Below are 15,412 nucleotides of genomic sequence, written 5' to 3' on the forward strand. Positions count from 1 at the left end.
TGATGGGGTAGGCTCAATCTGGACAGTTGAAAGCGAATGGATGATTCACAGCAAAAAACGAATAGTAGAAATACAACGGTAAGAAAAGCGACGCGAATTGAAAGTGTTATGAACTCTGCGATGTGGCATTTAACTCAGAGGGATATGACGGAAAGTGAGTTGGTTGCGAAGCTCAAAGTGAAAACCGACAATCAAGAATGGATCGATGAAACTTTAGGGACTCTGAAAGGCTTTGGGTATCTCAAGTCTGACCAAGTGTTTGCAGAACAATTTGTGGAACAAGCTTTCTCTGGTGAATTTGGTTCTCGATACATTGTCGAAAAATTGAAGAAGAAGGGCCTGACCGATTCAGTGATCTCTGATGCAATCCATAAGGTGTCATTCGAAAAGTCTATCGATGAGCAAACCATCTTGATAGACCGAATCAACCATTACTACTCAAGCTTTACCATGAGCCGTGAAAAGCTTGTCGCGACCCTGCAAAAGCGTGGCTTTAGCTATCAACAAGTTAAGGTAGCGATTGACCAGCACCCACAAGCGCATCAACTGAAAAGTAACATTCAAATTAAGGCCGAGAAAGCCGATTTGGAAAAAGAGGTGTTGAAGTATGCTCGTAAAGGCAAGGGCCTGACTGCCATTCAGCAAGAACTTAGACAACGACAAATCGACACAAGTGAACTGTCATCGCTCATCGAACGATTGATTAATGAAGAGCAACTAGACTTCTATTCTTCGTGTTTAGAACAGTTACAGAAGAAATCTTATGATCTAAACGATCATAAAGAACGCTCTAAGGCTTACGCTATGCTAAGTCGAAAAGGGTTCTCTTCTGACGAGATCAAATTTGCTCTGAGTGAAGGCAATGAGTAGCGCGCGTAATTGAATTTAAGAAAAGCTGAACTCAAGAAACATCGAACGTTAAGATATAAACAGCAGAAGGGCATCGAACAACTTGTTCTAACGTGTTGTATGCAGGTTCTCTGCAATACCTAAACCATTGCGTAAGGCGAACTGAATAAGGTCATTATGGCTGTTTAGATTCAGCATACCTAGCATGCGGTACTTGTGTGACTCAATGGTTCTCGAGCTTAAGTGAAGCTTATCGGCACACTCTTTTGCACTAAACCCTTGAGCAATCAGAGCCAGAACCTTGGTTTGTTTTTTTGTGAGTAACAATAGTTTCTCACTGTCATCTTCTAACAAGTTCTCATTTTGTTTTAGAGTTCTGGCTAACGTTGAATGTTGCCAATAACAGAGCCAAAGCTCGCAGACTAACTTTAAGCGCTGGATATCTTCGAGATCGAAGGTGGTATCGTTGTCGTGAAAGTTAGTGAAAGACAATGCTCCCCAGCGTTGGTTAAACAGCTGTAAAGGAATGATGCAATGCCACCTCCCTCCTTCTTTGTAGATCTTCTTTAACACATAGTTTTTGGTTGAAACGAGCTCGTCACTGGTAAAAGTGAGATAAGTTTCATTGGTTTTCAATAGCTTTAGGTAATCAAGATAGTTACCGCCAACCAAACTTTTCTTGTCGACAGGAGGTATGTTTGCTTTGGAAACCGAGCACGTTTTCCCATCTTCAAGTAAAACCATTGAATTAGGGTATAGCGTTAAACGATCGATCCCAAACCAATCGAGTACGTCAAAACTTGCTTCTGACCAAGTTGTTTGAAAGTTCTTAGGATCGCTATTAATAAGTGACGTTGATTGTTTCATTAATAGTTGTTCAAAACTTAGGTTTAAAGCAGACACGTTTTTCCTTACTCGATACATTCATTGGGTCAATGCACAGAAGATATTCGTTCAACTAGCTCAGTGCAAGATAAGATTTTTATATATATCAGAGGTTCTAGTCTCCGTTTTTTTTATAACTCTTGGTTCTATATTGCAGAGTGATAAGCAGTATATTTACCGCATTAATGGAGCGGTGTTTTTTAATAGAATCGGGCATTTCTATAACTGAGTAAACACTGTGATAAGTTCAAGGGCGTTGTTGCCTATTTCAGTATCGATATTGACTTTTTTTCATTCCGTTACACATGCAAATAATTCTCCAATGTTTGTGTATGCTCAGTCACCCATTCATTCAAATGTGCTTTCAACACAACTTCGTTCTGCTCAGCCGAAAAGAGTTGGAACCATTGAATTCAAATCCTCTTATACACAGGCCAGTATATGGGCGACCAGTGCCCCGGACTTTTCTGAACCTTCCAACGAGGTGGTTGCAGGGTACCGCTATCGTCTGCATCAACTCGCGATAGAAGCTCTGATGATCGAAAATATTCGCAATATGGACAATAGTACTGATATTGGTTTCACACTCGGCTTTCGATTCTCAATATAAAGGCAATATCAACATATCATTATTTAATTTAATTCAGCTCGATTATAAAGTTTCAGTAGTTTTACGGTATATCAATAACGTATTTTTTTGAACAATAGCGCCACTCCAAAAGGCCGGACTAACAAGGCCAAATCAATATATAGGTAGTGGTTATCATGAAAAAGACATTAGTAGCACTTGCGATTGCGAGCATTTCAAGTTCAGCTTTCGCTGTAAACACAAGCAGCCAAAACAGCCAAAACGAAGACATGTTTGCATTTGACTCAATGCACAAAGATCAATTCTCAGTATCAGGTTCTTTCGGTGTTGGTGGTTACTACGACACTGGCTCTAAAGCGCTTTACGATGACTGGGCAACCGGCGTTACTCTGGCGGTAAACTACCGTAACAACCGTATTGTTGGTTACTTTGAAACTGACATGATGATCAACTATACCACTGATAACAACGTTTCAGAGAATGCAGCAACCGCTGGCTGGACAAACGGTATCGATACTGGCCCTGCAACAGACGTAGACAAGGCGTGGCTTGGCTTCGACACTGGTTTTGGTATCGCTTCATTCGGTTGGGAAAACGATACAGCGCTAGATAAAGTGGATGGCGCAGGCGACAACACATACGAGTTTGGTGCTTCTGCTGGCGATGCTTCAGACGGCTTCAACGTGGTTAAGTTCCAGGGTGCAAGCAATGGTATCGCTTACGGTATTTCTTACTTTGAAACAGGTGACGATCATAATGATGCAGATAAAGGCATTAACGGTTACATCGGTTTAGAGCAAGAAATCTTCAACCTATACGCTGGTTATGAAGCTCGTGATGACGATGCTGATTACGAAGTTTACACAGTAACAGGTAACGTTAAGGTTGGTGCTCTTAAACTAGGTATGAACTCTTGGATTGAAGAGAGTGAATCTGCTAAGAACACTGGTTACTACGTTTCGGGTGGTTACACAGTTTCTGAAGATCTGACAATCGCAGCGGGTTACGCATCTAGCAGCAATGAGCTTGATGGCGAAGCCGATGTAGATGCTTCTTACATCAACATCGCGGCAATGTACCGTATTGCTGACAACGCTGACATGGGTATTGATATCAAGCAAGACCTAGATGGCTACCGTGTAGGCAAAACTAGCGCGCAATATGATGAAGAAACTCACGTATTTGCAGCAGCTTACTACTACTTCTAAGAACTTGAACTCTGAGAGCTTCTAAGAAATTTGATGGTAATGGTGTAATAGCTTGCCCGGTCGTTACACCATGTTCTCTTCTTTTCGCAGTTTAAGCATCCACAAATCGACATGTGGTATGCCACTCAAGTGTTACGAGTGGAATTATTATTTGGAGAAATGTAATGGTTGAAAGCATTACTGCCAAGGGTGTTATTTACGGAAATGACACCCTGTTTACATGTAAACCGAATCGAAACGGACTATTTGAATTGGCACGTAAACATGGAAGAGCCGCTGGTACTCGTCCACAAGATCTCAAGAACAAGGTTTATGCTGAGTCTCTTGATGAAGCTTGGAATTTACTCAAAACAGAAAAGTTTTATATTGTTTTGACGGGGCAGGTATTCGGCATTCATCGAAAATCACTAAGAAGTGTTGATTCTGTTGATGTTGAGTTTAATAGCAAAATTCGCTCAGCATGTTTCACGATATAGATCCCAAGCTGAATCTAAAAAGGACGATAACTTATCGTCCTTTTTTTCATTTTAGTTTTGAACTCAATTTTTGTTACAGAGGCTCAAACACAATCTATCGACCGTATTGCCCAACGATAAAGTGCTCAAACTCATCACACATATGATGGTTTGATTTGTCATTATTCGCCAACTCGGTAGCCCCATCAACGATCGATATCTTCGCATTCAAATCAGCAACTGGTGCACGCTCTCTTGTCGACAGCTGTTTGATTTTTTGCTCCTCAATAGCCCATGCTTCCTCTGGCGATAAGTTGCACTCGTCAGCGAGGTATTTGGCATTAAAACCTTCACCAGTCAGGCTTTCGATTGTCCCATTATGATTCACGCTATTTCCTTGGTACCAATAGTGCTTAGCTAACAAAGGGCCGATCTCTGGGTTATCCGTTAAGTAGCCAAACTTATCGGTGAAATATGCACGAGTTTGATACACCGCCATATGAGCCAACAGGTAACCTTGATACGCGCAAGACGCTTCATCTGACAATAGATGCGGGATTGCCATTAATGGGCGAGGGCTACAAGCCAATCCAAGAATCGTTTTCTCAATATTACGAGCGAGAGCGGTGATCTTTTCAGGCGTCAGATCTTCATCTGCCAATTCGTAAAGTGCTCGTTCGAAATAGGGAACCACTAAAATGCTGCGTTCTTGATAAGCTCTGAAGGGTTGTTTGTTATCGATGATTGCTTTGATTAACTCGTCAGGTACTGCTTGGCCATCTGCATTAAGCGCGTATTGTTTGAGCCAGTCTGCGTCATTCAACAAGCTGTCACAGAACATGGATTGCGTTTCGGCATAAGCCATCGAGGTTGGTGCAAACTCTTGAGAGAAACACGGTGCGTTCATTTTCACGTTAGCAAAATGCGCCGCATGACCACCCTCGTGAAATAGTGTGTTGATGCCATCATAGCCGCTGCCTACTTGATCGGGCTTAGCGTTACTTGTGAAGTTGACTTGAGCTGGCACCCAGGTGTCTTGGTCATAGAACGAAGGAATAGGCCCGTGACAAAAACCATTTGGGTATTTACCTTTGCGATCAAGCAGATCCAACTTCAGTGTGGCTTGTGAATATTCGATATTCAGGCGACCGAAAGATTCAACCCAGCGTCTTAGTGATTTAGAGAATGGAACATAAGGGTCGAGGTCATTCATTACGTCACCAGCAAAAGAGTAGGTGAAGTTATGGCCTTCGAGGGCGCTCTGACCTTTTTGCTCTGCTAGGTTCTTCAAGCTTTGTTGGTGACTATCACGGGTACGTGTTTCAAAGTCATCCAGAATCGTGAACAGTTGCTCAGTGGTCATCTGTTCAGTTTTAACGACTGAGTAATCAAAAAATGTTTTGAATCCTAGAGATTGAGCAAACTTATTACGCTTTTTGATTAGCTCAATAAATCCGTTAGTCAGCAGCCATTGTTCTAAATTTAATAGTGTTTGGTGTGCAGAAAACCTTACTTGTTCATTACTATTACTTCTAACTGCTGAGCCTAGAACTGGTAAGGAGCCCTCTGTTTCTTCACCCATTTCATTTACGTAAGTCATTACGTGATTTTGTTTTTTCTCAAACAGTTCAGCCTCAAATTTTATGAGGTCTGCCTTAAGCTTCTGTGACTGCTCAGACTCAATAGCGTGAGCTCTAAAGGTCGCTAACCAACCATTTAAGCCAATAAACGTACTTTCTTTTTCTTGGGGATCTTGAATTTCATCGATCGCAGTAAGTTGCATTTCAATAGCGGTAATCTGTTCGGCAGAGCTTAGAAACTCGGTCCACTGAGTCTGCGCGAGTGTCGAACCATCGTGGTCGTCACTGATTCCCATATAGGTATCCCAAAAGAAGTCCTCTTTCGCTTTATGAGTCGCAAGATACTTTTGATTCAATTGGTTGAGATAGTTCGTTGCAGTCATGACATTCCTTGAAAATTAACCAGTAATTTCAACATTATGACACATTCATTGAATGTATTTTGTGACGATAGATATAACTGAATGCAAGTCACAGCATATCGGTTTACTTTACAGCGTATCAATGGTAATTAATTAACTGTTAATGATTTGTTGTTTGCTAGTATTTATGAGAGAGAGTTCGCTGATTTCTCCAGCCTTTTATTGAGTAAATTGATGCTCTCAAGGTCAGCGTTTTTGTAAGGAAGAGGTTTAGGATGGATCCTATTTTATATATCGAAGTTGGCGGGGTAATTTGGCAGGTATTTCCTGACGGTACTTGGCAGCTATTACCCGCTACGCAAGCGAAGGTCGATGGCGTGCAAGTGGTGAGTATTGAACCTCAAAACTTGGACCAGACTCAACCTCTGACAGAACCACAAATAGAAGCTGTAGAACAACAGTTGGAAAAGGTTGTGACACAGCTTGTAAACAACATTGAAAGCTCGCCAGAACAGCCGAGTGCTTCAAACGACCAACCTAGCGCTAGTGCCTCTTTTATTGCCTATGTCCGATCTACACTAGACGAAACCCTGGCAGAAGCCGGTTTTGATACTCGACCAACAGAATACTTTGAAGACGACGCAACATCGAATGAAGGCAACCTCGACATACTTTTACCGAGTGCTGCGTTAACCGTAGATATTTTAGATGGTGGTGACGGTTACGAAAACCAGTTCGAAGTACCTGGTGTCACGATTACGGGTACGGCTGTGGATGTTCGAGACGGGCGTACCGTTCTGCTAACGATCACTGACATTAATGGTAATACGGTAACCACAACGGCAATCACAAGCGATGAAACTTATGTAGTAAACGGCGTTGATCTCTCATCATTGGCTGAAGGGGACCTCAAGGTCGATGCGGTTATCGCTGATGAATTTGGGAATAGTATTGCTGCCAACGACTCTACAATCAAAGACACCCTAGCCACAATCGATGTCGATTTTGATGGCTTTGGTGACGAGTTTTACAACCAATTCGAAATTTCCAGCGGGGTTTTAGTCGGTACTGTTGCTAATGTTGAAGATGGCCAGACGATAAGCATTTCAATCACCGATAGCCAAGGTCTCACACAAGACTACACAACGACTGTATCCGGTGATACATGGACTCTGACTCTTCAAGACTACTCAAGCTTTGCAGAAGGCGAGCTGACCGTTGTTGCCAATACTATCGATATCGCCGGAAACCCAACCACAGCGACTGACATCATCGTTAAGGATACGCTTGCGAGTATTACTGCAAGCGTTGATGATGGCGGAGATGGTGTCCTCAACAGTTTCGAAATTCAATCCGCTAAATTCTACGGTACGGTACAAAATGTTGAGGATGGCCAAACGGTAAACATCCGTATTTCAGACAGCACCACCAATGTTATCGTGCTGACGGCAACGGTAGTCAATGGCGCTTGGTCTGTGGAAGGTGTGGATTTAACGAGTTTTGCTGACGGTAGTATTACCATCGAGGCTGATACTATTGATATAGCTGGTAACCCAGCTACTGCGGTAAATAGTACAGGGGTCATTGTTATTGATACCGTCTCGCCTGTTATTGATATTGATACGTTAGACGGCTTTAGCATTTTGGCCTTTCGTAGTAGCCAACTTACCACGATGCAGGGTACAACCAATGTTGCAGAAGGGCTGCCAGTTTACATTGAAGTAAGCGATGGGACTCAGACCCTAGTCTTTGAAGGTGTTGTTGATTCTGCGGGTAATTGGCTGGTGGAGAATATTGATATTTCTGCCCTAGATTCATCTGCGGAATGGACGATTGACGCAAAAGTTTTCAATACAGTCGGCAACGAGGCCATCGATGACATGCCGACGATTATTCTTCCTGAATCTGTGGTGTTTTCGGAAAACGTCATCGGTATTTTTGGCGATGAAACACAAACATCCGATATTCGCATCGATTTTGCAGACTTCTCGTTTGGTGATGATCAAAGTCTAGCTGAGTCATTAACCTCTCAAGGCTTAACGATCACCGTCGCAGTATCGGCTGACAAGCAAAGCCTGGTTGGAACACGAAGCGATGGCCAAATTGTATTCGATGCTGCTATTTCCGGTAGTAACGTAAACATCAATTTCTTTAAGGCGATCGATCAAGAGGCCGGATTAGATTCAATTCAGACCGCTCTGGTTATTGAGGGTTTACAAACGGATGCGGACGGCACCACAGAGCTCGTTATTGGTCATCTACCTATTGTGATCAAAGACTCGGACCCACTCATTTTTGATGAATCTTATGAAGTTATTGAAGGTGAGGTGGTATCCGGCAATGTACTCAATAACGATATCGATCTTGATACCCAGCTAACCATAAAAAGCGTTGAAGTTGATGGGTCGACCCAAACAATATCAGGCAGTGCCCCTGTATCATTTACTCTTGATGAAGGTGTTTTAACTGTTTTTGCAAATGGTCACTGGACGTTTGTCGCCAACAGAAACTTAGATCACACCGTAGCTCAAAATATCACTTTCAACTATGTCGCAGGCGATAGCAGCAATGATTTCGGAAATGGCACGGCAGTCATCGATATTTTTGATGGTGATACGGGGTTAGTTGTCGATGGGACAACGACCAGCTCTGAAGGTGATGTATCTGATGGAGTCCAAACTGTCGTCGGTCAGTTTACTGTTTCCGCAGGCTCAGATAATCCAGATCCCGCCTCGATTGTATTTAATGCCAATACCTTAGTGCAGCTAGACGCCTTGGGCTTGACGACTGGAGATGAGGTGTTTCCTCTAACTTACACGTTAGCCAATGATGGTAAAGCGATTACTGCACAAGCAAATGGTGAAACGATATTCACGCTAACGTTGAGTGCAGTTGCTAGTGGGATTGATGTTCTAGCAGATGTGACATTAGTGTTAGAGCAGCCTATAAACCACCTGATCAGCAACGATTCTATTACTTTACCACTTATTATTGATGGGAAAGATTTAGATGGTACTGCTTTAGAGCAAGGGCAATTCGATTGGATTATCCAAGATGGAGTCGACCCAGTACTAACTTCAACTAGCAATGCTGCTGTGGACGAAGCAAATCTTATTAACAGCAGTGTTTCTGATACAGGAACGTTCAATCTCAACGTTGGAAGTGACTTTGTCGAGTCCGTATTTTTCGATGCTGCAGATCAGCCGCAGTTATTTAGTGGGGGCGTACAGATCATTTATGTGGTTTCTGCTGATGGAAGCGAACTGGTCGGTTATATCGGCTCGGAAAGTGCAGAAAACAAAGCCTTTACCTTGAGCTTTACCTCTCCGTCAGGTGAAGCGGATACTGATGTCACTTACACCTTTGAACTATTCAAAGGGCTTGACCAAGACAATATTACAGACGAACTACCATTTGTTGTCACCGCTAGAGATGATGACAACGATGAAACCAAGTTAACCTTGAATGTATCAGTGACTGATGGCGGCGAGCCAACGATTGGTTCTGGAATGGTTGAATTGAGTGAAATTCCTGTTGCTGATAGTACTCCATCGGGAGTTGGGTCAACAGCAAACGTGAGCTTGGCTGTTACCGCTGGCAATGACCCTCTGGTTTTCTTAGGTTTGGATGTAACCACAGGCCAAGCTGTTCTTGATAGCGACGGTGTCCCGGTAACCAGTAATGGTGAAGCACTGACTTGGCGTGATAACGGTAATGGTACTTTTGATGCTGTTCTTGGTAATGGCGATGCTGTTTTCAAAATCAAATTACCCGATGACTTCAGCCTTGAAGCCAATGGTTCGACAAACGTTGATGTCGTTATTGAGCTGTATCAGTCCATTGATCACGGCTCAGGTTTAAAAGACACCGAGCTGACGATTCCAGCTTCTATCGTCACCATTGACTCTGATGGCTCGAGAGACACGCAAGAGTCTGATATTAAGATCTATGATGGTAAAGATCCTGAAATCTCGGTGACTGGAAGTATCTCAGTTGATGAAGATGGTTTACTAGGAGATGGTCAGCAAGTTGGAGTAGAAGATAGCAGTCCTTCTTTGGGTATTATTGAGGGCTCCGATGATGTTGTCTCTGTCACAGTAAACACTGCTGCTTTTGATGGCCTTGGTTACACCAGTGCTGGGAAAGTGCTCTCCCTTAAAGCTGCTGATTCTGATGGTTGGTATTATGGGCAAGATACTGACGGCAACAACGTATTTAGGATTCGCTTTAATACTGACGGAACCACTGAATTTGATCTCTACGCACCACTAGACCATGCCACGGGCGATGGTGAAAACAATCTAGCTCTTAATTTTGAACTGACAGTTAATGATGCGGATGGAGACAGTTCTGATCCTGCTATTTATTCTGTCAACGTAACAGATGATGTTCCGACTGCTCGAGATGGTTCTATTGAAATGGTTGAGGGTGATAACCTCAATGGACAGTTCCTAACCGAAGAATTTGCAGGCGCAGACGGCGCAGAAATTATTAGCTTCACTTATCGAAATATCACGTATACCTTTGATAACGCAGGTACGCCAATCACGATCAATCTAATTAATGATTATGATGGCGGTTCCACTTACGGCCAGTTTACGCTCTCACCAGATGGTAGCTACCAGTTAACTACGAACCCGAATGTAACGACTAATCCTGCCGATCCTAAGATTGTCGATGACATTGATTACTTGGTGCGAGATGCGGATGGCGATGAAGTCGTTAGTAACGCAGAGCTTATATTGGATGATAACGAAGGTTTTATTCGTTATGAAGATTCTGAAACCACAGAAGATAACGATGCGATTATTGTCGTCAGTGTCTCAACAGGTGATATTGACCAAAGCGAAACGGTTACGGCTATCGAATTCTCCGAAGCATCGCTAAACGGTGGTAGCTTGTACCTTGATGGGGTGCTACTTCAAGTTGTTGACAGCAAGGTCACCTTATCAGGAAGTCAGCTGACAGCGATTGATAGTCAGTTTACTGGTCCTAATGGACAGTTAACCTATCGTCCGGCCCTCCATGAATCTAACACCACGTCGACGGTTATTTTGGCGATTAACGCCATCATTAGCACGGATACTGTTCCAAAAGAACTCACAGCCGATATTGCGGTTTCCGTTTTACCTGTAGCCGATGCGCCGGATTGGTCAGACTCGGTCTTCACTTATCAATCTGTAGAAGATGACGCTGACCCTATTAAGCTTGATATTACCGCTCAACTCGTCGACCAAGACTCCTCTGAAGCACTGTCCTACACCATTAGTGGTATTCCCGATGGGTTAAATATCACCTTGAATGGAGCCTCAATTAAAGAGGGTAAAGCGTACACGCAGAACCAAATCGATAAAATGGAAATCAGAGCCGATGAAAACCTAGCGGGTCGATTCGAATTTGAGATTACTGCGGTCGCAACAGAATCGGGTAATACCTTCGCGGATCCTGGTGATAAAACAGCCGATATTGTCAATACCGTAGTGGTCGAAATTTCACCGGATGCAGATACTCCGCATTTATCAGTGAAAGATTATAAGGGATTAGAGGATGAAGCTATTTATCTCAAAGATGTCATTGAAGGCACTCTTACCGACACCGATGGTTCTGAATCGTTAAGTTATATTATCCAAGTTCAAGATGGTTGGTCTGTTGAAGGTGATGGTACCGCAAAGATAGGCAATAATTCCTATTCAGTCACTGCCGAAGCAATCGCCAATGGTGTTGCTTATATTCAGCCTAAAGAAGACATCAGTTCCTTTACTGAAGACCTGTCAATAAACGTAACAGCGATAGCGACCGAGTCGACGGTCGATTCACTTATTCCTATCAATGGGCAAGCGTCAAGTGATACAAAAACCATCAACATCTTTTTGAAAGGTGTGGTGGATGAACCTATCGCGGTAGACGGTGGTAATGGTCATTGGCAATACGACAGTGACAGTAAAGTCATCAGCAACCAATCGGTCTTAAATGAAGATGGGTTAATACAGCTCGACTTCCTCATACAAACGACGGATGACGATGTTTCAGAAGAGATCAACATACTGCTTACCAACATTCCGGAAGGCACTTTGCTGGTGAATGCGCTGGGTGAGCCAGTATCACTGACGATTGCGTATGTTGATGGTGTTACAGGACCTGTATTCCAAGTATCTAACGCTCAACTGAATGACCTGTACCTCAAGCCGGTTCCTGACTTTAGTGGTGAATTAGAACTCACCGTTATTGCTATCTCAACTGAGCCCGATGGTGATTCGGGCGAATTTCCGATGACACTTAAAGTAGAGTTAGCGCCTGTTGTTGATCAAAAAGACGGTCAAGTGGTGAGTACTGAAGGGATCGAAGATAGTCAAATAGGCCTTAACCTTGAGCCTTCAGTGAATCAGGATATTGATGGCAGCGAATCCTTGACGGGATATGTCATTGATAGCCTACCTGCAGATCTCACTCTTTATTTCGACGGCAGTATAATTGAAGTGCCTGCTTTAGGTTTAGATTTAGAAAGTTTATTGGATAGCACAACGCCAACTTTGGCTGAGCTTTTAAATAGTGGGAGATTGTCAGTAACTGCAACGGAAGATTTGAGTGGTACCTTCTCAATACCAATTACCTATCAAGTTACCGACACTTCTCCAACGGGTGCAACTGCTGTTAAAGACATTGCAGGCTCTATTAGTGTGACCGTAGATGCTCGTGTCGAACTAGATACTCGATTAGAAGGTTCTACAGAGCTGTTACAGAGTACAGATGGCTCGCCTGTTGATATATCTAACGCCGTGACATTCGTCGACGCGGATATCGATGGGTCAGAGTACCTCGATTATATTTTGATCGAAATTCCCGACGGCTATTCGTTGATTGTTGAGCACCCTAATGGTGCCGCGCAAGATAGCTCGGGGAACTGGATTATATCGGCGGATGGGCTAACGAGTGACTCTTTCCAAGAGCTTGCAGCGTACATTTTAGATAATGCGACGATTTCCAGTCCAAGTGATACTCCGGTACTGGATATTGTGGTTCGTGCTCGTGTGATTGATGGCGAAGATGCGAGATATATTGATGCGACTTTCCCGCTGCAAATTACTGGTCATGATGGCGGTGGCGGCAGTTGTGATCCTGTTGGTCCACCAAGCCCGATTCAACCCGATGGCGAAATTAAAACACCTGAAGGGGAAGATATTGATCTTACTGGTTTGTTAAACACCGATGTTGGCAGTGATCCAGACAATGAAATCTCTTTCTATATTCCTGCCGATTCACTTCCTGAAGGCGTTGAGATCTCCGGTGATGGTGTGATTGCTGAATACGATGCTTCTGGTGAGATCGTCGGTTATTCAATCACTGCAGATGGTCTTTCTAAGCTTACGTTAACAGGCTTAGATGAAGACTTTGCTGGCTGTATCGACTTTACGATTGAAACCATTGAGACTTCTCCTTGTAACGGAGATACCGTCACAACAGACCAAACAATCAGTATTCAAGTTCTACCCGTTGTGGACGACATTACGGTCGTGACTGACGCTACAACCGTTCAAGAAGACACCGCGACAGACCTTAATCTTGAGCTAGTCCTTGGTGACAGCGTTGAAACAGGGCAGTTAATAACAGGTGAAGGTAACAGCGCGACTGGTAAAGAAACTGTTAACTCTCTGACGGTGAGTATTTCTAATGGAGCAACCTTGTCTGAAACTCCAACAGACACCGGGCTGTTAGTTGACAATGGTGATGGGACTTGGACGGTCACAGACCCTAGCCGTTTGAGTGATGTGTTAGTTACGCCACCTGAGCATTATAGTGGTGAAATCACCCTCACTGTGACAGCAAATATTACCGATAAAGCAGATTGCGTGACTGAAACGGATACGCAAGATAAAACGACAGTCGTGACTATTACTGTTGAGCCAGTCGCTGATGCGGCGAACTTGATAACAGAAGATATTATCGGAGACGAAGATAATTACATTTCATTGTCATCACTTAGCGCAGAGCTGATTGACCAAGATGGCTCTGAAAATATGTCGCTTTCGTTGAAGGGAGTTCCTGAAGGCGCAGTTGTCGCGATTAAAATCGGAGACAACTATGAGCTGGTTCCAAACAATGGTGCTGATGGCGGTACCTTCGATGGAAACCCTACCTATGAGTGGCAGTTAGATCCAAGTCAGTTATCTAATCTAGTCATTCTGCCACCAAGAGACTTTAGTGGTGACATTAATCTGTCTCTAGAGGCGATTACTCAAGAAATTGGTACGACGGATATCCGTTATACCCAATCTGAATTTACTGTAGGTGTTAACCCTATAGGTGACAAAGTTGAGTTTTTCGACTTGCCAGAGCAACTATCTGGTAGCGAGGATGACGGCATTGTTATACCGCTCGATGCCAATAGTTTTGAGACTAATAGTGATGAGTTCTTATCAATTACCGTAACGGTGAATTCGACTTCGGATCCATCAGGTTTAGTCGGGCTAGATCGAATTCGAATTGGCTCTGAGACCTCTTCATTTATTTCTTTAGGTAATGGTAGTGCACAAGCAACGATCCTCGTTGCTGCTAGCTCTGTGGATGAACTCGAATTCTTTGCTGGCGACGCGTGGGGCAATCTCGACATCACGATTACTGGTCAAACTGTCGACCAAAATACGGTGCTTGGTGACTTGGTCACAGATATTGGTGATCCAAGTTCACAAGATATGACCTTGGTTATCACACCGGAACCTGACGCTCCGTTGCTGAGCGTTGAATATCCATCAATAGTCGCGGAAGCAAGCGGCACGATTCCTCTAGGCTTAGATCTTTCTTTGGTTAACCCCGCTGATTCAGAGGAAGGTTTTATCACCATCTATGACATCCCTGCTGGTTTGACCTTCTCACATGGTTCGACGGTCGGCGGACAATACGTGGTGGACTTGGCAGATGTGCCTAACCTAGCGATAACAGGAGGCTACAACAGTGGTGATCAATTTGACCTAACGATAGAGCCGTCTGCAGAGATAGGCAATAACCAAGCGGTCGGGTTACCCCAAACCGTATCGATTGAGTTTGTCGCTGAAGGAGATTCTACGATTACCGCGACAGACGATAACGATCTGCTGATTGGCGGTACAGGCTCTGACAATTTTGTGTTTGAATCATCAGGTTTGGGCAGCGCTGAGGCACCAAGCTACGATGTGGTTCAAGACTTTGATGCGTCACCGGACACGGATGCAATTGATTTGTCGGGGATTCTAGGAGGCTTAGGCATAGCGACTGGTATCGGTGCAACACAATACCTCGATCTAGAAGAATCAGTGGAAGGCGTAACGATATCTATCAAGACCAATGGAGACGATGACGTTCAGCAAAATATTTTGCTCGCCGATGTTACATATGATGACTTGTACCAAGGTGATAGCAGTAGTGCATTAGAAGCACAGATTCTACAAAAAATGATAGAAGACAATAATTTAACGCTGTAAGTTAGATGTACAGTCTATAAAAGGAAGTT

General features: G+C 43.6%; 7 protein-coding genes. 5 read left to right on the forward strand and 2 right to left on the reverse strand.

From position 1 onward, the window contains the following. Positions 1-36 precede the first annotated feature (36 nt). Entirely contained in the window at positions 37-870 is an 834-nt protein-coding gene (locus ATB74_RS03255; protein WP_060980510.1) for a regulatory protein RecX, read from the forward strand. Between the two features lie 87 nt (positions 871-957). Here the strand turns inward: ATB74_RS03255 and ATB74_RS03260 are convergent, their stop codons facing one another. After that, on the reverse strand, positions 958-1,752 hold the full coding sequence (locus tag ATB74_RS03260) for a response regulator transcription factor (RefSeq protein ID WP_081090050.1): 795 nt from the start codon (positions 1,750-1,752) through the stop codon (positions 958-960). A 304-nt stretch (positions 1,753-2,056) separates the two neighbouring features. Here ATB74_RS03260 and ATB74_RS23635 point away from each other — a divergent pair, with 304 nt between their 5' ends. The 3 genes from ATB74_RS23635 to ATB74_RS03270 all read left to right on the forward strand — a co-directional run bounded on the left by ATB74_RS23635 (position 2,057) and on the right by ATB74_RS03270 (position 4,007). Continuing rightward, on the forward strand, positions 2,057-2,344 hold the full coding sequence (locus tag ATB74_RS23635; protein ID WP_432215313.1) for a DUF3187 family protein: 288 nt from the start codon (positions 2,057-2,059) through the stop codon (positions 2,342-2,344). Positions 2,345-2,499: 155 nt separating this feature from the next. Next, entirely contained in the window at positions 2,500-3,531 is a 1,032-nt protein-coding gene (locus ATB74_RS03265) for a porin (RefSeq protein ID WP_061016503.1), read from the forward strand. 164 nt (positions 3,532-3,695) lie between these two features. Continuing rightward, positions 3,696-4,007 carry a hypothetical protein gene (locus ATB74_RS03270; protein ID WP_060980507.1) on the forward strand — a complete coding sequence of 104 codons (312 nt, stop codon included), beginning with the start codon at positions 3,696-3,698 and terminating at the stop codon, positions 4,005-4,007. Positions 4,008-4,101: 94 nt separating this feature from the next. Here ATB74_RS03270 and ATB74_RS03275 read toward each other — a convergent pair whose 3' ends face one another. Next, positions 4,102-5,949 carry a M3 family metallopeptidase gene (locus tag ATB74_RS03275; RefSeq protein ID WP_061016506.1) on the reverse strand — a complete coding sequence of 616 codons (1,848 nt, stop codon included), beginning with the start codon at positions 5,947-5,949 and terminating at the stop codon, positions 4,102-4,104. Positions 5,950-6,203: 254 nt separating this feature from the next. On the opposite strand from ATB74_RS03275, the gene ATB74_RS03280 reads away from it, so the two are divergent. Further along, positions 6,204-15,383, forward strand: coding sequence for an RTX toxin (locus ATB74_RS03280; RefSeq protein ID WP_061016508.1), 9,180 nt, complete (start codon positions 6,204-6,206; stop codon positions 15,381-15,383). Positions 15,384-15,412 lie beyond the last annotated feature (29 nt).

Source organism: Vibrio splendidus, from assembly GCF_001557875.1.
In the GTDB taxonomy this organism is placed as follows: Bacteria; Pseudomonadota; Gammaproteobacteria; order Enterobacterales; family Vibrionaceae; genus Vibrio; species Vibrio splendidus_F.